We start from the raw sequence: 20,011 nt of genomic DNA on the forward strand, positions 1-20,011 counted from the left end.
GCGCTCTCCCCCTCCGGATCACCTTCGGAAAGGCCGGAGCCCAACACGTCGTCCACCCGATCGGACGCGGCCCGCAGGATCGTCCCCGTCATCTGCGCGTATGTGTCCGGCGTCGTCGTGATCGTGCTGAGCCCCAGGGTCTCCCCGGTAGCGGGCCCACGCGTTCCACGGATCGGTGGCGAAGTAGCCCTTGAGAGCGCTGAGCGGGTCCAGGATGTGTTGGAGGGCGGCGCTGGTGTGCCGGTGTTGCTCGGGACGCGGACGGGCTGCTCGGCAGATCGGCCCGTCCGGTGCACCGTCACGACCCTCCGGGGCGACTTGAACCGGATGAACTACGAGATCGGCCATCTGTCCGCCCGAAGCGAGAACGAGTCTCAGTGAGAATCATCCCCGCCCGACCGAGCGATGTGTCCAAGCTGCTGGCCTTCCGATCGGAGGCCGCAGCCTGGCTTTCCCGCCGCGGAACCGACCAGTGGCAACTCCCGTACCCGGCGGACAAGCTGTTGGACACCGTGGAGGACGGGACTGTCTTCATGGTCCTGGACGGTGCCGCGACGGTGGCGACCGTCACCCTGACCCCCGAGGTGGAGTCGGGCCTCTGGACGGAGCGAGCACTCTCCGAGCCTTCGATGTTCATCAACAAACTCTCCGTCGTGCGAACGCACGCCGGACAGAACGTCGGCGGCCGTCTGCTCGATTGGGCCGGAGACCGTGCCCATCGAGCCGGGGCCAAATGGCTCCGGCTCGACGCGTGGACGACCAACGAGGATCTGCAGGCGTACTACCTCCGCCAGGGGTTTGCGCACGTCCGCACGGTTCTGGAGGGGGCGGCGATCAACGGAGGGCCTCGGGTCTCGGGTTGGCTGGCCCAGCGGCCGACGCACCCGGCCGAGCACGGCTTTGTGGACGAGACCCCGGAGCCGGAACGTCTTGGTGACGGCCCGGACAGGTTCTAGCCCGACATCCCCGTGCCCCCGGGTCCCCTACGGAACGGGTAGTGCCTGCGGGGGCAGGTTTCCGTCGGCTCCGGCGGCAGCGACGGGTCGGCGTGGCGTCATTTCGCCGGCCAGCCATTCCAGGTTCTCCCACACGCGGGGCTCGCCGTGCACCTTTCGCTGCGTCTCCATCCAGAGCCGGTAGTTGTTCCAGACGGCGATGATGAGACCTCCCCAGGCCTCGTCGATGACTTTTGGGTCGAAGGCGTCCGACTGTGCGCCGACAGCAAGGAAGTTGAACGTCGTGAGGTAAGCCGTGATCAGTTTCGTCGTCGGCTCGTCACCCGCCAGCGAGAGGCTGATCAGAGCTGAAATGGCCTCGTGATCGCGCTCGTTGGGTATCCCCTCGTCGAACAGCACCTTTCGCCGCTCCATGGTGGCCGTGAGGTACTCCATGGTCGCCTGTTTGCGGCGCCTGTCGTGATCCTGGCCTGTGCCGCGAGCCAGCATGAGGAGCTGCCACGCCAGTGCGCCGAAGGCGACGACACTGACGAGCAGAGAGCCGAACGAAGTAATCAGGGACCACCGCTCATACGACGTCACGGCCGGATACTTTACGGAAGACGCGCAGCTCTGCGGGGCTGTTTCCGACATCAAGGCCTGACCTCGACGTCCATGTACGAAAGGCGTCCAGTCACGGATCTTGCTCGGATCAGCGATGACCGGTCCCGACCGCAGATCGACTGTGGACCGCTGCGTGCAGCGAGGGTGCACTCGCCTGCGGATCGGAAGGCTGCGGTTCGACTCCTGCCGAGTGTCCATGGACGAGAAGCCCCGGAGAAATCCGGGGCCTCTTGCGTTCTCCGGATCCGTTCCCGGCGGCGGCGCGCCGGGGCTTTCGGGTGTTCTGGCTGGTCAGGGTGCCTGTCAGCGGTGGGCACTACTGTTGTCGGAGTGCGGCGGGTGTGGGTGTGTTCGGGGTTGCGGTGGTCCGGGGACGGGCCCGTGCTGGTGTGGGGCGGGGGGCGCGGGAGCCCGCTGGCTCCGGGGCGGCGGGTCGCGTTCGGCGTGGTGGACGGGGGTGTGCGGACGTGCGTCGGGGCGCGGGGGAACGCGTGTCCCGTGCGGGCCGTCGTGTCGCCGCGCGGTACGGGAGCGCGGTGCGAGGAGTGCGCGCGGCTGGACCGGACACACTCCGTGGCCGCCGACACGCTGGCCGATGATCCCCGGCCGTACCGCGTCTATCTCGCGTGGTTCGGGCCCGGCCTGGTGAAGGTGGGGATCACCCGGGCCGAGCGGGGTTCCGCGCGTCTCCTGGAGCAGGGCGCTGTCACCTTCACCTGGCTGGGGCAGGGGCCGTTGATGGCGGCCCGCCGGGCCGAGGAGCTGTTGCGGGCCGCGCTCAAGGTGCCGGACCGGATTCCGTACGCCGGCAAGAGGGCGGTACGGGCGACACTGCCGGGGCCCGAGGAGCGCGTCGCCGAGATCCGGGAGCTGCACGGGCGCGTCGGGGATCTCGAAGGCTGGCCGGAGTCGCTCCGGCGCGCGGCCTTCGAACCCGTCGACCACACGGACGTGTTCGGGCTCGCTGGGCTTCCGCCCGCGCAGGGGGTCGTGCGCGAACTGGTCGCGGGAGGCGCGGTCAGCGGTGAGCTGTGCGGCGCCGCGGGTCCCGATCTCCACCTCCTCACCGGGCGCGGAGTCGTCGTTCTCGACACTCGGCTGATGACGGGGTGGGAACTGACCGGCGTCGGGGGCGTGGGTGGAGGCGAGGGTGAGGGCAAGGGCGCGCTCGGGGGCTTTGGCCTCACCTTTCCCGTAAGGGAGTTGTCGGCGGCCGACGCCGGTGTTCAGGACGGGCTCTTCTGAACCGGGCCGGTCGAGGCCGGGCCCGGTGAGGTGGCGGTGGGGTCCGCGGCGGTGAGTGTGGCAGGGCAGCCGATCGAGGGGGACGAGGGGCGGGCTCTGGGCCCGATGGTCAAGACTTCGATCCCTTTCGGATCCCGTTCGGAAAGGTGCTGGACGACGGGGACGCCCGGAAGGAGAGTGTCGGACATGAGCGATCACCCTCACACGCCTGTCGCAGCCCATGAGCCGCCCTACTACGTCGCCGTGTTCACCTCCGTTCGGATGGAGGAAGACGCCGGGTACGGGGAGACCGCCGAGCGGATGGAGGAGCTGGTGGAGCAGATCCCGGGCTATCTGGGGATGGATTACGCGCGGAGCCCGGGCGGACTGGCCATCACCGTCGGGTACTTCCGGGACGAGGACGCCATCAAGGAATGGAGTGCGCATGCCGAGCACCGGGCGGCACAGCGGCGCGGCCGGGCCGAGTGGTACGAGCGGTACACCCTGCACATCGCCAAGGTCGAGCGGAGCCATGGGTTCGAGCGTGCCCGGGACTGATCGGGAGGGAGCGGCCGGCGGCGGGGAGGCGCACTCCGGGGTGCGGAGCCGGACCTCTCAGGAGACGCCCGGCGAGGGGGCCACCCGGGTACGGGACGAAGCACGGGAGGTGCGGGGGTTCTGGGAGGGGCTCGGGCTGCCCGGGCTGGTCGACGTCCACACGCACTTCATGCCCGAGCGGGTGCTGCGCAAGGTCTGGGACTACTTCGACGGGCTCGGTGAGCTCACCGGCGGCGTCGAGTGGCCGATCACCTATCGCGCGGACGAGGACGAACGGCTGTCGCTGATCCGGGAGTTCGGGGTCCGCGCCTTCACGGCCATGCTCTACCCGCACAAGGCCGGCATGGCCGAGTGGCTCAACTCCTGGGCCGTCGACTTCGCCCGCCGGACCCCGGACTGCCTGCACACCTCGACACTCTTTCCCGAGCCGGGCGTCGAGGGGTATGTGCGCGAGGCGGTGGAGGCGGGCACGCGTGTCTTCAAGTCCCATGTGCAGGTGGGGGCGTACGACCCGGGGGACGAACTCCTCGACCCGGCCTGGGGATTGCTCGCCGACGCCGGTGTTCCTGTCGTGATCCACTGCGGATCGGGGCCGTCGCCCGGCAAGTACACCGGGCCGGGACCGGTCGCGGCCGTCCTCGGCAGGCATCCCCGGCTGCGGTTGGTCTTCGCGCATATGGGGATGCCCGAATACGAGGACTTCCTCGGCCTCGCCGAGCGGTACGACGAGGTGCGGCTCGACACGACCATGGCGTTCACTGACTTCAGCGAGCGGCTCGCGCCGTTTCCGTCCGACCTGCTGCCCCGGCTCGCGGACCTCGGGGACCGAGTGCTCCTGGGCACCGACTTCCCGAACATCCCTTACCCGTACGTCCACCAGCTCCGCGCGCTGGAACGGCTGGGGCTGGGCGATGACTGGCTGCGGGCGGTCTGCTACGAGAACGGCGCACGTCTTTTCGGCCGCCACTGACGTGGGCGTAGGCGTGGGTGTGGACGTCTACGGGCGCGGGGCGGGCGGGAGTTGAGCTGGGGTGAGCCCCTTGCTCGCGCCTGTGCCCGGGCTGGGACAAGCCTTGGCCCGCGCCTCTCCCCGGACCGGGACGGGCCCCGGACCGTGTCCTGCCCGGGAACCGCGTGATCTTCCCAGGAGTTCCCTGAGAGGCACCTGTGTGTTTCTCAGGGAATTCACAGGTTGCCGAAAGGGTGCTCTCAGCGGCGCCCACCAAGGTGTCCGCTATGACCACGACCTCGCCCCAGGGGCGCACCGAACTGCTGAGGCCGGACGGGAGCCCCGTCCGGGTGCTTGTGGTGGACGACGAGCTGTCGATCACCGAGCTGCTGTCCATGGCCCTTCGCTACGAGGGCTGGCAGATCCGCAGCGCGGGCGACGGGACGGGCGCGGTGCAGACCGCGCGCGAGTTCCGGCCCGACGCCGTCGTTCTCGACATGATGCTGCCGGACATGGACGGGCTGACGGTGCTCGGCCGGCTCCGCCGGGAGCTGCCCGATGTCCCGGTGTTGTTCCTGACGGCGAAGGACGCGGTCGAGGACCGGATCGCGGGGCTCACCGCCGGTGGCGACGACTACGTCACCAAGCCGTTCAGCCTGGAGGAGGTCGTGGCCCGGCTGCGCGGTCTCATCCGGCGTTCCGGCGCCGCGGACCGGCGGTCCGAGTCCGTGCTCGTCGTCGGTGACCTCACCCTGGACGAGGACAGTCACGAGGTGTCGCGGGGCGGTGACAACATCCACCTCACCGCGACCGAGTTCGAGCTGCTGCGCTTCCTGATGCGCAATCCGCGCCGGGTACTGAGCAAGGCCCAGATACTCGACCGTGTGTGGTCGTACGACTTCGGTGGGCAGGCCAATGTGGTCGAGCTCTACATCTCGTATCTGCGGCGCAAGATCGACGCCGGGCGTGAGCCGATGATCCACACCCGGCGTGGGGCCGGATACCTGATCAAGCCCGCCGTGTCATGAGCGGACGACGACGGCCGCGAGCGCAGAAAAGGCGACGACAGCCGCGCACCCTGCGGACGCGGCTCGTCGTCTCGGCGGTCGCGCTCATCGCCGTGGTCTGCGCCGTGATCGGCACGGTGACGACCATCGCGCTGAGCCAGCATCTGTACACGCAGCTGGACTCGCAGATCACCGACGCGGGCCGGCGGCTCTCGGGTCCCCCCGGGAACATCCGGGGCGTGAACCCGGGTGACGGAGACCAGGGTCCCGGGAACCCCAACGGCGGCGGCTCGGCGGCTTCCGCCAACGGTGCGTCCGGTGCGGACAGGCTCGGCAATTTCGTCGCCATGGGCGGAACGCAGACGAAGACCATAGCGGCCGAACTCGGCACCGACGGTCGAGTCGACAAGGCGGTCGTCGCCGCGGAGCAGTCCACCAGCAGCGATGGATTCGAGCGGATGAAGGCCGTCCCGCTCACCGCCGCGCAGAAGGCCGAGCTCGCCTCCGTCGCCAAGGACGGCAAAGCGCACACCGTGGACATCCCGGGCCTGAGCGAGTACCGCGTCATGTATATGACCGGCGCCCACGGCAACTACTACGTCGCCCTGCCCACCGAGTCCGTCACGAACACCATCGACACGCTCATCCTCGTCGAGGTGAGCATCACCGGTGCCGGTCTCATCGCCGCCACCATCGCGGGCAGCGTGATCGTCAGCCTCGCCCTGCGCCCCCTGCGCAAGGTCGCCGCGACCGCCACCCGGGTCTCCGAACTCCCCCTGCACACCGGGGAGGTCACCCTCTACGAGCGGGTCTCGGAGTCCGAGTCCGATCCGCACACCGAGGTCGGACAGGTCGGGGCGGCGCTGAACCGCATGCTCGACCACATCCACGGAGCGCTGCACGCGCGGCAGCAGAGCGAGATGCGCGTACGGCAGTTCGTCGCGGACGCCAGTCATGAGCTGCGGACCCCGCTCGCCTCCATCCGCGGGTACGCCGAGCTGACCAGACGCGGCCGGGAGGAGACCGGGCCCGACACCCGGCACGCGCTCGGGCGCATCGAGTCCGAGGCCGGCCGGATGACACTGCTCGTGGAGGATCTGCTGCTGCTCGCGCGGCTGGACGCCGGGCGGCCGTTGCAACACGAGCAGACCGACCTCGTACCCCTCGTGATCGACGCCGTGAGCGACGCGCGGGCCGCCGGGCGTGGTCACAACTGGCGGCTCGAACTGCCCGAGGAGCCGGCGCTGGTGTCGGCCGACGCCGCGCGCCTGCAACAGGTCATGGTCAACCTCTTCGCGAACGCCCGCACGCACACCCCACCGGGGACGACCGTCACCGCGCGGGTGCACCGGCACGGGCCGTGGCTGTGCGTGGACGTCCAGGACGACGGACAGGGCATTCCCGCCGATCTGCTGCCCCGCGTCTTCGAGCGGTTCGCGCGAGGCGACTCCTCGCGTTCGCGCTCCTCCGGATCGACCGGTCTCGGGCTCGCCATCGTGCAGGCCGTCGCGGCCGCGCACGGCGGCGCGGTGACCGTGGACAGCGTCCCCGGCAGGACCGTGTTCACCCTGCATCTGCCCGCGCTTGTCCCCGAAACATCGTGGCAACCGCACTCACAGGCACAGCACAGCGCCACCACATGGGTGCAACAGGGCGCTTGACCAGAGTCGTTCCCATGCGAACCGACTCTTCTCCCGGCAACCTGCCGGCGCGGGAGCACCTCCCGGCCGGAGACGCCGGAACGCCTGTCCTGGACGTAGTGATCCCCGTCTACAACGAGGAGAAGGACCTCCAGCCATGTGTGCTCAGACTGCACGAGCACCTCAAGCGCACGTTCCCGTACGCGTTCCGCATCACGGTGGCGGACAACGCGTCCACGGACTCCACCCCGCTGGTGGCGGCGCGGCTGGCGGCACAGATCCCGGAGGTCACGTCCTTCCGGCTGGAGCAGAAAGGCCGCGGCCGGGCGCTGCGGACCGTGTGGTCGGCGTCCGACGCGCCGGTCCTCGCGTACATGGACGTGGACCTGTCCACCGATCTGAACGCGCTGCTCCCGCTGGTGGCCCCGCTGATCTCCGGTCACTCGGACCTCGCGATCGGCTCCCGGCTGTCCCGCTCCTCGCGTGTGGTGCGGGGCGCCAAGCGGGAGTTCATCAGCCGCACGTACAACCTGATCCTGCGCGGTTCGCTCCAGGCCCGCTTCTCGGACGCGCAGTGCGGCTTCAAGGCGATCCGGCGTGATGTCGCCCAGGTGCTGCTGCCCCTGATCGAGGACACCGGCTGGTTCTTCGACACCGAGATGCTGGTGCTGGCCGAGCGGGCCGGGCTGCGCATCCACGAGGTCCCGGTCGACTGGGTCGACGACCCGGACTCGACCGTCCACATCGTGAAGACCGCGACGGACGACCTCAAGGGGGTGTGGCGGGTGGGACGGGCCCTCGCCACCGGCTCCCTGTCGCTCGACCGGCTCGCCCGGCCCTTCGGGGACGACCCGCGCGACCGCGAACTGACCGACGTACCCAAGGGCCTGGCCCGCCAGCTCGTCGGCTTCTGCGTCGTGGGCGGCCTGTCCACACTCTTCTACCTGCTGCTCTACAGCGGCTTCCGCTCCTTCTCGGGGGCACAGGTCGCCAACGCGCTCGCGCTGCTCGTGTCGGCGATCGCCAACACGGCGGCCAACCGTCGCCTCACCTTCGGTGTACGCGGCCGGGGCGGCGCCGTCCGGCACCAGGCGCAGGGCCTGGTCGTCTTCGGTATCGGGCTCGCCCTGACCAGCGGCTCCCTCGCCGCGCTGAACGCGGGGACGAGCGATCCCGCGCACTCCACCGAGCTAGCGGTGCTCATCGCCGCCAACCTCGCGGCGACCGTGCTGCGCTTCCTGCTCTTCCGCGCCTGGGTCTTCCCCGACCGGCAGGGCGGGACACCGTCGACGTCTCCCGTGGTGGCCTCGCACCAGCCGGCCCCGCCGGTCCGTCCGACGGCCGTACGGCACGGCGTGGACGCGTATCCGCCGCTGCCGCAGCGCCCGGCGGCGCCCTCGTCCCCGTACGACACCGCCCCGTTCCGCGCCGAAGAGGCCGCGGACCGCTCCTGGCGGGATTCGACCATGCAGTTGCAGGCGGTGCGCCCGCACGATCACGATCACGATCCGAGGAACGCGCGATGACGACACAGCCCGATACGAGCACCGGCACCAACACCGGTAACAGCACCGTCGGTTCCCACGCGGGTGGAGTCGACGCGGGTACGAGCCGCGGCGCCGGGCACGCCTGGGGGCCGTCCGCCGCGACGCTCCCCCCGGAGACGGCCCCGCCCGCGGTCACGCCCGGGGCCGGTGAGCCCGAGCAGCCCTTCTTCCGGCGGGTCTGGAGAGGCCGGCCGGAGGACCCGCGCTGGGCGCGTCCCGCCTTCCTCGGCCTGCTGCTCGCCACCGCGGTGCTGTACCTGTACAACCTGAGCGCCTCCGGGTACGCCAACTCCTTCTACTCCGCGGCCGTACAGGCCGGCAGCCAGAGCTGGAAGGCCCTCTTCTTCGGCTCGCTCGACTCGGCCAACGCCATCACCGTCGACAAGCCCCCGGCCTCGCTGTGGCCGATGGCCCTGTCGGTACGGATCTTCGGTCTCAGCTCGTGGGCGATCCTCGTCCCCGAGGTGCTCATGGGCGTGGCCACGGTCGGCGTCCTCTACGCGGCCGTACGCCGCCGGTTCAGCCCGGCGGCGGGCCTGATCGCGGGCGCGGTGCTCGCGCTCACTCCCGTCGCCGCGCTGATGTTCCGGTTCAACAACCCGGACGCGATGCTCGCGCTGCTCATGACCGTCACGGTCTACTGCGTGATCCGCGGCCTGGAGGACGGCCGGACGAAGTGGCTTCTGTGGGCGGGTGTCGCGGTCGGCCTCGCCTTCCTCGCCAAGACGCTGCAGGCCTTCCTGATCCTGCCGCCGCTGGCCGTGCTGTACGCGGTCTGCGCGCCGGTGACGGTAAGGAAGCGGTTCGCGCAGCTGGGTCTCTCTGCGGTCGCGATGGTCGTCGCCGGCGGCTGGTGGGTCGCGATCGTCGAACTGTGGCCCGCCTCCTCCCGCCCGTACATCGGCGGCTCGCAGAACAACTCCTTCCTGGAGCTGACCTTCGGCTACAACGGTCTCGGCCGTATCAACGGCGACGAGACCGGCAGTGTCGGCGGTGGCGGTGGCGGCGGTGGCACCGGGATGTGGGGTGAGACCGGCTGGAACCGGATGTTCAACTCCGAGATCGGCAGCCAGATCTCGTGGCTGCTCCCGGCGGCCCTGATCCTGCTGGTGGCCGGCATCGTCCTCACCCGCAAGGCGAAGCGGACCGACCTGGCCCGTGGCTCGTTCCTCGCCTGGGGCGGCGCGCTGCTGATGACCACGCTGGTCTTCAGTTACATGGCGGGCATCTTCCACCAGTACTACACGGTGGCCCTGGCCCCCTACATCGCCGCCGTGGTCGGCATGGGCGCGACGGTGCTGTGGGAGGAGCGGGGCAAGGTGTGGGCGTCGCTCACCCTCGCCGGTTCGGTCACCGCCTCCGCGGTCTGGGGGTACGTCCTCCTCAACCGCACCTCCGACTACCTCCCCTGGCTCAAGTGGCTGGTCCTCGTCGGCGGTCTGGCCGGCGCGCTCGGTCTGATCTTCGTGACCAGGCTCGGCCGGCGACTCGCCCTCGCGACCGTCGGGCTGAGCTTCGTGGCCGCGGTCGCCGGACCGACGGCGTACGCGCTCTCCACGGTGAACACCGGGCACACGGGATCCATCGTGACGGCCGGTCCGGCCGGGGCGAGCATGATGGGCGGCCGCGGCGGTGGTCCCGGCGGCGGTGGCACGCGGGGCGGGTTCCCCGGTGGCGGCCAGAACCAGCCGAACGGCAACGGCACCACGCCGAACGGCCAGCAGGGCGGCGGCATGGGCCAGCCCCCGACGGGCGGCACCGGTGGCTTCCCCGGCCAGAACCAGCAGGGCAACGGCACCACCCAGGGGCAGAACCAGCAGGGCGGTATGCCCGGCGGCGGCATGGGTGAGGGCGGTACGGGTGGCATGGGCGGTGCCGGCGGACTGCTGAACGGCGCGACCGTCAGCTCCGCGGCCGCGACGCTGCTGTCGAAGAACGCGGCGGACTACACCTGGGCGGCCGCCGCGGTCGGTTCCCAGAACTCCGCGAGCTACCAACTGGCCACCGGCAAGCCGGTGATGGCGATCGGCGGCTTCAACGGCACCGACCCGTCCCCGACCCTGGCCCAGTTCAAGAAGTACGTGACGGACGGCAGGATCCACTACTTCATCTCGGGCGGCGGTATGGGCGGCGGAGTGGGAGGTGGCATGGACGGCGGCGGAAGCTCCGGCACCACTTCCAGCTCCTCGCAGATCAGCTCGTGGGTCACGGCCAACTTCAAGAAGTTGACAGTGGGTTCGGCCACCTTCTACGACCTGACGCAGTCGACGAGCGGCAACTGAGCGACAGCTGAGCAGCCGCCGATCAATGACTGGGCGGCGGTCGGCCTCGGATCCCCGGGGGCGGTGGCCCGGAGCGCGTGTGCTCCGGGCCACCGCCCTTTCGTGGCTGTTTCGGATGGATCGCGGGCCGGGTCCGTGGGGTGCCCGCTTAGCATCGAGGAGGAGGGTGGACCGGGGAGTTCCGGCCCGCTCCGTGGTTCGAGTTCCGAGGAGGGTGCGCCATGGTGAGGGCAGCCGACAGGGCGAAGCGACCGGCGCGGACCAGTGTGTGGCTGGAGGGCAGGGCTGCCCGTGGCGGGGCCGCCCGGGGTGGCGGCCAGCCGTCCGGGCTCGACCGGGGGCGGATCACCGGGGCCACCGTGCGGTTGCTGGACGCGGAGGGTCTGGCGAAGTTCTCCATGCGGCGGCTGGCGGCGGAGCTGAACGTCACGGCGATGTCCGTGTACTGGTACGTCGACACCAAGGACGATCTGCTGGAGCTCGCGCTCGACGCCGTGTTCGGTGAACTGGAGCTGCCGGAGGCCGAGTCGGAGGGGAGCTGGCGCGATCGGCTCCGGGCGCTGGCCGTCGGGTACCGGGCGCTGCTGGTGCGCCACCCGTGGGTGTCCACGCTGATGGGGAACTTCCTGAACATCGGGCCGTGTTCCATGGCGTTCTCCTTGCGCGTGCAGGAGGTGATCCGGAACACCGGGATGCCGGCGCACGGGCAGATGGGGGCGATGTCGGCGGTGTTCCAGTTCGTGTACGGGTTCGGGACGATCGAGGGCCACTTCGTGCAGCGGTGCGCCTCGGCGGGAGTGTCGCAGGACGAGTACTTCCGGCAGGCCATGAGCACCATCAGCGAACAGCCGGAGTTCGCGGCGCACTTCGAGAGCGCGGCCGGTCTCATGGAGGCGCGCGGCGGGGACACCGTGTCGGAGATGCGGGAGCGCGACTTCGGGTTCGCGCTGGAGCTGCTGCTCGCGGGGATCGAGGCGATGGTGGCACGGGGCTGAGCCCCGTGCCGGCTTCCGGCCCCGGGCGCGTGTGGGACGGGTCCTAGTCCTGGGGCGCCAGGTGGGCCGGGAAGCCCCCGGTCGCCACCGGGCCCCAGCGGGTGGGGGTGATCCGGATGATCGACTTGGCCTGCTTGCGCATCGCCTCGCGGTACTCGTCCCAGTCGGGGTGCTCACCGGCGATGTTCCGGTAGTACTCGACGAGGGGCTCGACGGAATCGGGGGAGTCGAGGACCTCGGCGGTGCCGTCGATCTGGACCCAGGGGCCGTTCCACTCGTCGCTGAGGACGATCAGGGCGACCCGTTCGTCCCGCTGGGCGTTGCGGGTCTTGGCGCGCTCGGGGTACGTCGAGACGACGATGCGGCCCGAGTCGTCGACACCGCAGGTCAGCGGGGAGCCCTGGGGACCGCCGTCGGCGCGGCGGGTGAGCAGGACGGCCCGGTGGCGGGGGCGTACGAAGTCCAGCAACTCGTCGAGGGAGACAGAGGTGTTCGTCGCGATGTTGGGTGCCATGCGATCAGCCTAGGCCGCCCACCCCCCGGTCGCCCGCGGGGTGGGCCGGCGGGCGGCACCGGACCTGATCGGAGCGGCTAAAGTGCTCTTCGTCCTGTGCTCGCAGTCGGGAATGTGCTGCGGAGCTCTCCTGCGCATGGCCTTTTGGCCGTGCATGCCGAAGAGGTTCGTGGTGGCTGCGTCCGAGTTTTCTGAATTGCCCCGTTTCGCTACGGGTTTTGAGCTGGCCGAAGGCCTCACGACCGCTGCTCAGAAGCTTCACGAGACATCGAGTCCCCGTGCCACCCTGCGTACCGCCGTACGGCTGGCCGTGCACATCCTGCCGGGCGCCGAGCACGTCGGGATCTCCGTCATCGAGCACAAGGCCCACCGGCAGACCCTGGCCTGGACGCACGAGGTCGTGCGCACCGCCGACGCCCTGAACGCGGGCCGCGAGCATCACCCGCACTGGAGCCGGCTGTGGACCGCGCCGGTGGCCCGGATCGAGGACAGCGCCGCGGCCGACGGGGACGGGGATCCCGCGCTGTCGGACCTCGGGCTGCGCTCGGTGCTGTCGCTGCGGTTGCGGGCCGACCGGCGCCGGCTGACCGTCCTGACGGCCTACGCGCGGGCGCCCCGCGTCTTCGACGAGTCGGCCACCCGGATAGGCCGGCTGTTCACCGCGCACGTCGGCATCGCGCTGGACTCGGCGACCCTGCGCGAACAGCTCACCGAGGCGATGCGCACCCGGGATCTGATCGGGCAGGCCACGGGCATCCTCATGGAACGGCTCGGCATCGACGCGGCCGAGTCCTTCGACAGCCTCGTACAGGCCTCCCAGCGGGAGAACGTCAAGCTCCGTGACCTGGCCCGACGGATCGTCGACACCGGCGCCGGCGCCGGTGAGGGCGAGGGCCAGGGTGAGGGCGAGTGAGCCGCGCTCAGGCGGCGGGCAGCGACTTCCCCCGCACCGCCTGGATGTCCAGCTCCACCTTCAGGGTCGTACCGATGGCGGAGACACCCGCCTGGACGATCTGGTTGTAGTGCAGGGCGAAGTCCTCGCGGTGGAGTTCGGCGGTCGCGCGGAACGCGGCGCGGGTGCCGCCCCAGGGGTCGGCGCCGGTGCCGAGGTAGGCGAGGTCGAGGTCGACGGGACGGACGACACCGTGCAGGGTGAGCTCGCCGTGCACGGTCCAGCGGTCGGAGCCGGCCGGTGTCAGGTCCGTCGAACGGTAGGTGATCAGCGGGTACTTCTCGACGTCCAGGAAGTCCGGCGACCTCAGGTGTCCGTCGCGCATGCCGTTGCCGGTGTCGATCGAGGCGGCCGTGATCGTCGCCTCGACCCGGGACATGGCCACCTCGTCCGGGGCGATCTCGACGCGGCCCGCGACGTCCGTGAAGCGGCCGTGCGCGCTGGAGATGCCCAGGTGCTGGGCGACCACGCCGATCGAGGAGTGCGCCGGGTCGATGGTCCAGGGTCCTGGCGGGGGCAGTTCGGTGCCGCCCCGGCGGGCCAGTGTCACCTGGCCGACCTCGGCACGGCCGGCCGCTGTGACGATCGCGCCGGCCGCGGCGGGCGCGTATCCGAGCGCGGTCACGATCACCGTGTAGGCACCCGGCGCGAGGCCCGTGGTGTCGTGCACGGCTCCGTCGGTGTCCGCCTCGGCCCGCAGCACCTGCGCGCCGGTCGCGTCGGTCACCGTGACGACCGCGTGCGACACGGCCCAGCCGTCCCGCGTACGGATCTTCGCGGTCAGTCCCATGGCAGTAACTCCTTGCGATGAAGCAAATGAAAACCGGCCCGCGGGGGGCGCGCCTCCGCTCAGAGCGCGCGCACCCCACGGGCCGGGGCTCGGACTACTCGCCGGGGTGGGCGAGTTCGATCTCGTGGTCGTCCACGCCACCGCCGCCGAGGGTCAGCGCGGTCGCCACCGGCGGGTAGCCCGCCGCGATGACGGTGTACTCGCCGCCGTCCAGGTCGGTGAAGGCGTACGCGCCGTCGCTGCCGGTCCTGGCCGTGCCGACCACGTTGCCGGCCGCGTCCACCAGCGTCACGCGGGCGTCCGACAGCGGGCCGTGCGGCGCCCGTACGACACCCTGGAGCTGGGCACCCGCGTCGAGGTCGACCTCGATCCGGGTGACCCCGGTGCCGCCGACCTCGACGGGCAGGGCCCGCGGCCGGTGGCCCGCGGCGTTCACCGCGACCGTCACGACGCCGGGCACCAGCTCGGCGAAGGCGAACTCGCCCTGCTCACCGGTGGTTCCGGAAGCCAGCACATCACCGCGGACGTCGGTCACGACGACCATCGCGTCCTTGACCGGAGTGGCACCCTCGGCGGCCCGGACGACACCGCTCAGCCCGCTGGTCCCGCTCAGCAGGATGTCGTACGCGAGCGGCTCGTCGTTCACGACGATCGTCGAGGCCTGCGGCTGGAATCCGTCGGCGGAGGCGATCAGGACGTAGGAGCCCACACCGGGCGCGTCCACGGCATAGGAGCCGTCGGCCTGCGCGACCGAGCGGCCGAGCTGGCGTCCCGCGGGTGAGATCAGCGTGACCGCGGCCTGCGGCACGGGCGCGCTCTCGGCGCCGCGGACCTGACCGTGCACCCTGATCCCGCCGGACGCGGGCTGCGGGGCGCTCTCCCGCGTCGCGGTGGCGACGGCGGCGAGCCGCTGCGTGCCCTCGGCACCGGCCTCGGCCGTGCTCGCGGCGACGGCAGGGGCGAGAGCGGCGGTGGCCGCGGCCTCGACCGCTTCGGCGACGGGGGCCTCGGCGACCGGCGTTCCGGCCCGCTCCGCGGCGGCCTGCGCCATCGCGCCGGACGTCCGCAGCGGGACCTCCTTGATGAACAGCACGATGAGGAAGGCGACCAGTGCCATGCCGGCGGCGATCAGGAAGACGTCCGCGATGCCGTGGCCGTACGCGCTCTCCATCACGGTGCGCAGCGGCGCGGGCAGCTTGTCCATGTCCGGGATGCTGGAGCTGGAGTCCGAACCGGAGCCCAGGGCCGCGTACTTGGGGCCGAGGTCGGTCAGCCCGTCCTTGACGTAGTGGGTGATCCGATTGGCCATGACCGCGCCGAGCGCGGAGACACCGATCGCACCGCCGAGGGAACGGAAGAACGTCACCGTGGAGCTCGCCGAGCCCAGGTCCGACGGCGCCACCTGGTTCTGCGTGGAGAGCACCAGGTTCTGCATCATCATGCCGACGCCGAGGCCCAGCAGCGCCATGAAGATCGCGATGTGCCAGTACGTCGTGTCGTAGCGGATCGTGCCGAGGAGGCCGAGGCCCGCGGTGACCAGGAAGCCGCCGCTGACGAGCCAGTACTTCCACCGTCCGGTCTTGGTGATGACCTGGCCGGAGACCGTGGAGGAGATGAACAGGCCGCCGATCATCGGGATCGTCATGACGCCCGACATCGTCGGGGACTTGTCCCGCGCGAGCTGGAAGTACTGGCTGAAGAAGACCGTGCCGGTGAACATCGCGACACCCACGAAGAGCGAGGCGAGGGACGACAGGGTGATCGTGCGGTTGCGGAACAGCCGCAGCGGGATGATCGGCTCGCTGGCCCTGGACTCGACGAGGACGAACAGCAGACCGAGGACGATCGCGCCGGCGACCATCGTGTACGTCTGCCACGAGACCCAGTCGTACTTGTCACCGGCGAAGGTGACCCAGACCAGCAGCAGCGAGACCGCGGCGGAGATGAAGAACGCGCCGGCCCAGTCGACCTTCACGTCCCGCTTCACGACGGGCAGGTGCAGGGTCTTCTGCAGCACGATCAGCGCGATGATCGCGAACGGCACACCGACGTAGAAGCACCAGCGCCAGCCGAGCCAGCTCGTGTCGGTGATGACACCGCCGAGCAGCGGACCGCCGACGGTCGCGACGGCGAACGTCGCGCCCAGGTAGCCGGAGTAGCGCCCGCGCTCACGCGGGGAGATCATCGCGGCCATCACGATCTGGGCGAGGGCGGACAGACCGCCGACGCCGACGCCCTGGACCACACGGCACGCGATGAGCATGCCGGGGTTCTGGGACAGACCGGCGGCGGCCGATCCCAGCACGTAGATGATGAGCGCTATCTGTACGAGCGCCTTCTTGCTGTACAGGTCGGAGAGCTTGCCCCACAGGGGCGTGGTCGCGGTCATCGCCAGCAGCGAGGCCGTGACGACCCAGGTGTAGGCGGACTGGCCGCCGCCCAGGTCGCCGATGATCTCGGGGAGCGCGTTGGTGACGATCGTCGACGACAGGATCGCGACGAACATGCCGAGCAGCAGCCCGGAGAGCGCCTCCATGATCTGGCGGTGCGTCATCGGAGCGCCGTCGGCGCCTCCGTGCTTGGCGTGAGAGCCCCGCACACCGGCTGGTGTGGTCGTTGCCATGGGCTTCCTTTTCTTACGTACTTACGCGGGTGTACGGGTGGTCAGTGCTGATACGTCTGTCGCGTACGGGGGAGGGTGCGCGGGCGGTCGCTGCGGGGAGCGGCAGTCGCCGAAGCTCTCGCGGAGCCGGCCCATCAGCTCGATGAGCAGACCGACCTCGTGGTCGGACCAGTGGCTCAGCCGGTCGGCGAGCAGCCGCGACGTACGCAGGGAGAGCTCGTCGAGCTGCTCCTGGCCGGCGTCGGTGAGGCGCAGGATGCGTGAGCGCTTGTCGGCCGGGTCGGGGGACCGTTCTATCCAGCCCCGGTCGGCGACGTGCGCGACATGGCGGCTGGTCACCGACATGTCCACCGAGAGCAGCTCCGCGAGCCTGCTCATCCGCATCTCGCCGTACCGGCCGAGCAGCGTGAGCACGGCCGCGGAACCTCCGGGGCACTCCGGCGGCAGGATCCGCCCCATGTCCCTCTTCACGGCACCGATGGCGCTGAGCTGACGAGCCAGTTCCTCGTACTGCGCCTGCTCGGCCATCGCACCCCCCCGTATTCGTTGCTTAGGGCAACCATAAAGAAGTTGGTTGCCGCAGGCAAACGAGTTGGCGGCTTCAGGGCTAAAAACTTGGCAAAGGCATGTATGGGCAAACGTAAACGTGCAGGTGGGGTTGGGTGCGGAGAGGGTCGGGCTGAAGGGTGCGGGACAAGTGACGACGGGCCACGGGCGACGGGCCACGGGCCTTGGGCGCGCGAGATGCAGGGCGCCGGGCCGTCTCTCGGCGTGAAGAGGCGGTGCGAGGGCGGTGTGCGGGCCTGTCGTGGGTGGTGTGCGGACTCGTCACGATCGGTGTGAAGGGGAACCCGGCACTTGGGCAGCCCCCGCGTATTCGCTAGGGTCCGGCCTATGGCAAACACCCAGGGCCCCGAGGGCAACTACGACCCCGCGGGCAGCACCCAAATGTTCCGTGCGTTCGTCGACGAGGCCCCCCAGGGCCGGCAGCAGCAGGCGGCCGCTCCCGCGGGTCCCCGCGTGGGCCTGATCGTCGGCGTCGTTCTCGCCGTCGTGGTCGTCGCCGCGGTGGCCTGGCTCGCCCTCATGTAACCGAGCGGGGCGTGCGACCGAGCAGGGCGTGTGACCGAGCAGGGCGTGTGACTGCGGGGACGTGTGACCGAGCGGGACGTGTGACCGAGCGGGGCGTGTGACTGAGCAGGGCGTGTGACTGAGCAGGGCGTGTGACCGAGCGGGACGCGTGACCGAGCGGCGCGTGCGACCGAGCGGCGCGTGCGACCGAGCGGCGCGTGCGACCGAGGGGGTCACGCGACCTGGCCGGGGTACGCGACCTGGCCGGGGTACGCGACCTGGCGCGGGCACGCGACCGGCAGGGCCGCGCCACCGCTTCCGCTGCTTCCCTACTTCCACTGGACGGACACGTCCCGGGTCTCGATGTGCATGCCCAGCGGCACCCGCCACGCGTCGACGCACACCGTCCAGGTCTTGCTCTTCTTCGCGCCGGCGGCGATCGGCGCGGGAAGGGCCTCGGCCGAGCGGATCGTCGCCCAGTCGATCCCGAGCGACCCGATGATGTGCGTCCCGAACGTCACCGTGCCCGAACGCGCCGCCGTACCACCGGTGTTGCTGAAGGAGACGGTCACCTCCTCGCACCACCGCTGATCAGCGGCCGCACGCGAGGTGCCGCTGACGCGGAGCTCGGCGGGCCCGGCACTCGCCGTCGACCCGGGCGCGGGCGGCGCGGAGGAAGGCCCCGAACTCCCGCCCGTACGACCGGAGTCACCGCCGGAGCTGCCTCCCGAGGACGAACCGGTGGACGAACCGGCGGACGAACCGGATGTCGAAGAGGACCCGCCGTTGTCGCCGGCCCCCGTGCCTCCCGGACCGTCCGCCCCGGTCCCGGGGTCACCCCCACCGGAATCCGACCCTCCCGAGCCGGCGGTCCGGCCCACGGTGCCCGCCGGACCACCTGAGCCGTCGGGCGAGGACCCGCCCGGTCCGCCGGTCGACGCCGTCTTCCCGGAGCCGGAACTCCCCTTGTTCCCGGTGGCGTTGGAGCCGTTCGCGGCCGTACCGTCCAGCGGCGCCAGGGACACATCGCCCGAAGGTGCCACCACCGCCCCGGACGCCCGGGGGGAGCCTCCCGCGGCCCCGACGGCGACATAGCCGCCGCCACTCCCGCCGCCCCCGCACGCGGCCAGCGCTCCGCCCAGACACAGCACCGCCGCCGAGGTGCCCAGCAGGGCACCTCGGCGACCACGTATCGACTCGCGACGCATCGCGCCAGTGTGGCTGACGATCCGTCAATTATGAACCCTGCGTGGGGCGGTCAGTCGGAGATGAGGCCTTCGCGCAGCTGGGCCAGGGTGCGGGTGAGGAGACGGGAGACGTGCATCTGCGAGATGCCGACCTCCTCGCCGATCTGCGACTGGGTCATGTTCGCGAAGAAGCGGAGCATGATGATCCGGCGCTCGCGGGGCGGCAGCTTGGCGAGCAGCGGCTTGAGCGACTCGCGGTACTCCACGCCCTCCAGCGCGGTGTCCTCGTAGCCGAGGCGGTCCGCGAGGGAGCCCTCACCGCCGTCGTCCTCGGGGGCGGGCGAGTCCAGCGACGACGCCGTGTACGCGTTGCCGACGGCGAGGCCGTCGACCACGTCCTCCTCGGACACCCCGAGAACGGCGGCGAGTTCGGCGACCGTCGGAGAGCGGTCGAGCTTCTGCGAGAGCTCGTCGCTGGCCTTGGTGAGGGCGAGCCGCAGCTCCTGGAGGCGGCGCGGGACGCGGACCGACCAGGAGGTGTCGCGGAAGAACCGCTTGATCTCGCCGACGACCGTCGGCATCGCGAAGGTCGGGAACTCGACGCCGCGTTCGCAGTCGAAGCGGTCGATCGCCTTGATCAGGCCGATGGTGCCGACCTGGACGATGTCCTCCATCGGCTCGTTGCGGGAGCGGAAGCGGGCCGCCGCGTACCGCACGAGCGGGAGGTTGAGCTCGATGAGGGTGTCCCGGACGTAACCGCGCTCCGGGCTGTTCTCGGCGAGTGCGGCGAGCCGCAGGAAGAGGGAGCGGGACAGGGTCCGGGTGTCGATGGCGCCCGATGACTCGGGGACCAGAACGGCTTCCGGAGCCTCGGCGGCAGGGACATCGTGAAGCGCGGCGTGCGCCTCGGGCACTGCGTCGCTCTTCGTGAGCGTGAGCACCTTCGAGCTGCCCTGATCTGCGGACATGCCACCCCCTTTGGGTCGCGGACGGTCGCGGCAGTCGCTCCCGTCGGAGGAACGCAGCCTCCACCTGAATACCGGAGGCGAGGCCGCGGCAAACGCGCTTCCGGCAGAATGTCACATGTCGGCAACACGCTGTAGAGACTTGTCG

At 70.7% G+C, this 20,011-nt stretch carries 18 protein-coding genes and 1 pseudogene; 12 read left to right on the forward strand and 7 right to left on the reverse strand.

Annotated elements, in window-relative coordinates; all coding sequences use genetic code 11:
* Positions 1-216: 216 nt before the first annotated feature.
* Both ACIQRL_RS09660 and ACIQRL_RS09665 read left to right on the forward strand, forming a co-directional pair.
* Positions 217-381, forward strand: a pseudogene (locus tag ACIQRL_RS09660) (GntR family transcriptional regulator); the annotation flags it as partial.
* Positions 378-956: a GNAT family N-acetyltransferase gene (locus ACIQRL_RS09665; protein WP_401329315.1), complete on the forward strand. Its 579-nt coding sequence runs from the start codon at positions 378-380 to the stop codon at positions 954-956. The pseudogene ACIQRL_RS09660 and the gene ACIQRL_RS09665, both read left to right, overlap by 4 nt.
* A 27-nt stretch (positions 957-983) precedes the next feature.
* Here the strand turns inward: ACIQRL_RS09665 and ACIQRL_RS09670 are convergent, their stop codons facing one another.
* Positions 984-1,538 (reverse strand): DUF4760 domain-containing protein, encoded by a 555-nt coding sequence (locus tag ACIQRL_RS09670; protein WP_401329317.1) that lies wholly within the window; start codon positions 1,536-1,538, stop codon positions 984-986.
* 351 nt (positions 1,539-1,889) lie between these two features.
* Here ACIQRL_RS09670 and ACIQRL_RS09675 point away from each other — a divergent pair, with 351 nt between their 5' ends.
* The 8 genes from ACIQRL_RS09675 to ACIQRL_RS09710 all read left to right on the forward strand — a co-directional run bounded on the left by ACIQRL_RS09675 (position 1,890) and on the right by ACIQRL_RS09710 (position 11,761).
* Positions 1,890-2,804: a DUF2797 domain-containing protein gene (locus ACIQRL_RS09675; protein ID WP_401329581.1), complete on the forward strand. Its 915-nt coding sequence runs from the start codon at positions 1,890-1,892 to the stop codon at positions 2,802-2,804.
* Positions 2,805-2,990: 186 nt separating this feature from the next.
* The gene (locus tag ACIQRL_RS09680; RefSeq protein ID WP_401329320.1) at positions 2,991-3,341 is read left to right on the forward strand and encodes an antibiotic biosynthesis monooxygenase family protein; all 351 of its coding nucleotides are present in this window, start codon (positions 2,991-2,993) and stop codon (positions 3,339-3,341) included.
* Positions 3,316-4,311 carry an amidohydrolase family protein gene (locus ACIQRL_RS09685; RefSeq protein ID WP_401329322.1) on the forward strand — a complete coding sequence of 332 codons (996 nt, stop codon included), beginning with the start codon at positions 3,316-3,318 and terminating at the stop codon, positions 4,309-4,311. Before ACIQRL_RS09680 ends, ACIQRL_RS09685 begins: the two co-directional genes overlap by 26 nt.
* A 266-nt stretch (positions 4,312-4,577) precedes the next feature.
* Positions 4,578-5,318: a response regulator transcription factor gene (locus ACIQRL_RS09690; protein ID WP_261703843.1), complete on the forward strand. Its 741-nt coding sequence runs from the start codon at positions 4,578-4,580 to the stop codon at positions 5,316-5,318.
* Positions 5,315-6,958: an ATP-binding protein gene (locus ACIQRL_RS09695; RefSeq protein ID WP_401329327.1), complete on the forward strand. Its 1,644-nt coding sequence runs from the start codon at positions 5,315-5,317 to the stop codon at positions 6,956-6,958. The genes ACIQRL_RS09690 and ACIQRL_RS09695 overlap by 4 nt, the downstream gene beginning before the upstream one ends.
* Before the next feature lie 14 nt (positions 6,959-6,972).
* Positions 6,973-8,463: a glycosyltransferase gene (locus ACIQRL_RS09700; RefSeq protein ID WP_401329330.1), complete on the forward strand. Its 1,491-nt coding sequence runs from the start codon at positions 6,973-6,975 to the stop codon at positions 8,461-8,463.
* Positions 8,460-10,766: an ArnT family glycosyltransferase gene (locus ACIQRL_RS09705; protein ID WP_401329333.1), complete on the forward strand. Its 2,307-nt coding sequence runs from the start codon at positions 8,460-8,462 to the stop codon at positions 10,764-10,766. The genes ACIQRL_RS09700 and ACIQRL_RS09705 overlap by 4 nt, the downstream gene beginning before the upstream one ends.
* Before the next feature lie 221 nt (positions 10,767-10,987).
* Entirely contained in the window at positions 10,988-11,761 is a 774-nt protein-coding gene (locus ACIQRL_RS09710) for a TetR/AcrR family transcriptional regulator (RefSeq protein WP_401329336.1), read from the forward strand.
* 43 nt (positions 11,762-11,804) lie between these two features.
* Here the strand turns inward: ACIQRL_RS09710 and ACIQRL_RS09715 are convergent, their stop codons facing one another.
* Positions 11,805-12,275, reverse strand: a complete 471-nt coding sequence (locus ACIQRL_RS09715; protein ID WP_401329339.1) for a PPOX class F420-dependent oxidoreductase — start codon at positions 12,273-12,275, stop codon at positions 11,805-11,807.
* A gap of 154 nt (positions 12,276-12,429) precedes the next feature.
* Here ACIQRL_RS09715 and ACIQRL_RS09720 point away from each other — a divergent pair, with 154 nt between their 5' ends.
* Positions 12,430-13,188, forward strand: a complete 759-nt coding sequence (locus ACIQRL_RS09720; RefSeq protein WP_401329584.1) for an ANTAR domain-containing protein — start codon at positions 12,430-12,432, stop codon at positions 13,186-13,188.
* Positions 13,189-13,195: 7 nt separating this feature from the next.
* On the opposite strand, the gene ACIQRL_RS09725 is transcribed toward ACIQRL_RS09720, so the two are convergent.
* The 3 genes from ACIQRL_RS09725 to ACIQRL_RS09735 all read right to left on the reverse strand — a co-directional run bounded on the left by ACIQRL_RS09725 (position 13,196) and on the right by ACIQRL_RS09735 (position 17,168).
* On the reverse strand, positions 13,196-14,017 hold the full coding sequence (locus ACIQRL_RS09725) for a YceI family protein (RefSeq protein ID WP_401329341.1): 822 nt from the start codon (positions 14,015-14,017) through the stop codon (positions 13,196-13,198).
* Positions 14,018-14,111: 94 nt separating this feature from the next.
* Positions 14,112-16,640 (reverse strand): MFS transporter, encoded by a 2,529-nt coding sequence (locus ACIQRL_RS09730; protein WP_401329344.1) that lies wholly within the window; start codon positions 16,638-16,640, stop codon positions 14,112-14,114.
* Positions 16,641-16,661: 21 nt separating this feature from the next.
* Positions 16,662-17,168: a MarR family winged helix-turn-helix transcriptional regulator gene (locus tag ACIQRL_RS09735; protein WP_401329347.1), complete on the reverse strand. Its 507-nt coding sequence runs from the start codon at positions 17,166-17,168 to the stop codon at positions 16,662-16,664.
* Between the two features lie 366 nt (positions 17,169-17,534).
* Between ACIQRL_RS09735 and ACIQRL_RS09740 the strand changes: the two genes are divergently transcribed.
* A complete protein-coding gene (locus ACIQRL_RS09740) occupies positions 17,535-17,732 on the forward strand; it encodes a hypothetical protein (protein ID WP_401329349.1) in 198 nt (65 codons plus the stop codon).
* A 308-nt stretch (positions 17,733-18,040) separates the two neighbouring features.
* On the opposite strand, the gene ACIQRL_RS09745 is transcribed toward ACIQRL_RS09740, so the two are convergent.
* Positions 18,041-18,919 carry a hypothetical protein gene (locus ACIQRL_RS09745; protein WP_401329351.1) on the reverse strand — a complete coding sequence of 293 codons (879 nt, stop codon included), beginning with the start codon at positions 18,917-18,919 and terminating at the stop codon, positions 18,041-18,043.
* A 50-nt stretch (positions 18,920-18,969) separates the two neighbouring features.
* The gene (locus tag ACIQRL_RS09750) at positions 18,970-19,866 is read right to left on the reverse strand and encodes an RNA polymerase sigma factor SigF (protein WP_401329354.1); all 897 of its coding nucleotides are present in this window, start codon (positions 19,864-19,866) and stop codon (positions 18,970-18,972) included.
* Positions 19,867-20,011 lie beyond the last annotated feature (145 nt).

This window comes from Streptomyces sp. NPDC091209 (assembly GCF_044757755.1).
GTDB lineage: Bacteria > Actinomycetota > Actinomycetes > Streptomycetales > Streptomycetaceae > Streptomyces.

Coding starts and splice junctions, on each gene's coding strand:
- ACIQRL_RS09730 (WP_401329344.1), bottom strand. CDS start 16,640: ATGGCAACGACCACACCAGCCGGTGTGCGGGGCTCTCACGCCAAGCAC.
- ACIQRL_RS09725 (WP_401329341.1), bottom strand. CDS start 14,017: ATGGGACTGACCGCGAAGATCCGTACGCGGGACGGCTGGGCCGTGTCG.
- ACIQRL_RS09700 (WP_401329330.1), top strand. CDS start 6,973: ATGCGAACCGACTCTTCTCCCGGCAACCTGCCGGCGCGGGAGCACCTC.
- ACIQRL_RS09685 (WP_401329322.1), top strand. CDS start 3,316: ATGGGTTCGAGCGTGCCCGGGACTGATCGGGAGGGAGCGGCCGGCGGC.
- ACIQRL_RS09695 (WP_401329327.1), top strand. CDS start 5,315: ATGAGCGGACGACGACGGCCGCGAGCGCAGAAAAGGCGACGACAGCCG.
- ACIQRL_RS09750 (WP_401329354.1), bottom strand. CDS start 19,866: ATGTCCGCAGATCAGGGCAGCTCGAAGGTGCTCACGCTCACGAAGAGC.
- ACIQRL_RS09740 (WP_401329349.1), top strand. CDS start 17,535: ATGGCAAACACCCAGGGCCCCGAGGGCAACTACGACCCCGCGGGCAGC.
- ACIQRL_RS09720 (WP_401329584.1), top strand. CDS start 12,430: ATGCCGAAGAGGTTCGTGGTGGCTGCGTCCGAGTTTTCTGAATTGCCC.
- ACIQRL_RS09690 (WP_261703843.1), top strand. CDS start 4,578: ATGACCACGACCTCGCCCCAGGGGCGCACCGAACTGCTGAGGCCGGAC.
- ACIQRL_RS09735 (WP_401329347.1), bottom strand. CDS start 17,168: ATGGCCGAGCAGGCGCAGTACGAGGAACTGGCTCGTCAGCTCAGCGCC.
- ACIQRL_RS09680 (WP_401329320.1), top strand. CDS start 2,991: ATGAGCGATCACCCTCACACGCCTGTCGCAGCCCATGAGCCGCCCTAC.
- ACIQRL_RS09745 (WP_401329351.1), bottom strand. CDS start 18,919: ATGCGTCGCGAGTCGATACGTGGTCGCCGAGGTGCCCTGCTGGGCACC.
- ACIQRL_RS09710 (WP_401329336.1), top strand. CDS start 10,988: ATGGTGAGGGCAGCCGACAGGGCGAAGCGACCGGCGCGGACCAGTGTG.
- ACIQRL_RS09705 (WP_401329333.1), top strand. CDS start 8,460: ATGACGACACAGCCCGATACGAGCACCGGCACCAACACCGGTAACAGC.
- ACIQRL_RS09715 (WP_401329339.1), bottom strand. CDS start 12,275: ATGGCACCCAACATCGCGACGAACACCTCTGTCTCCCTCGACGAGTTG.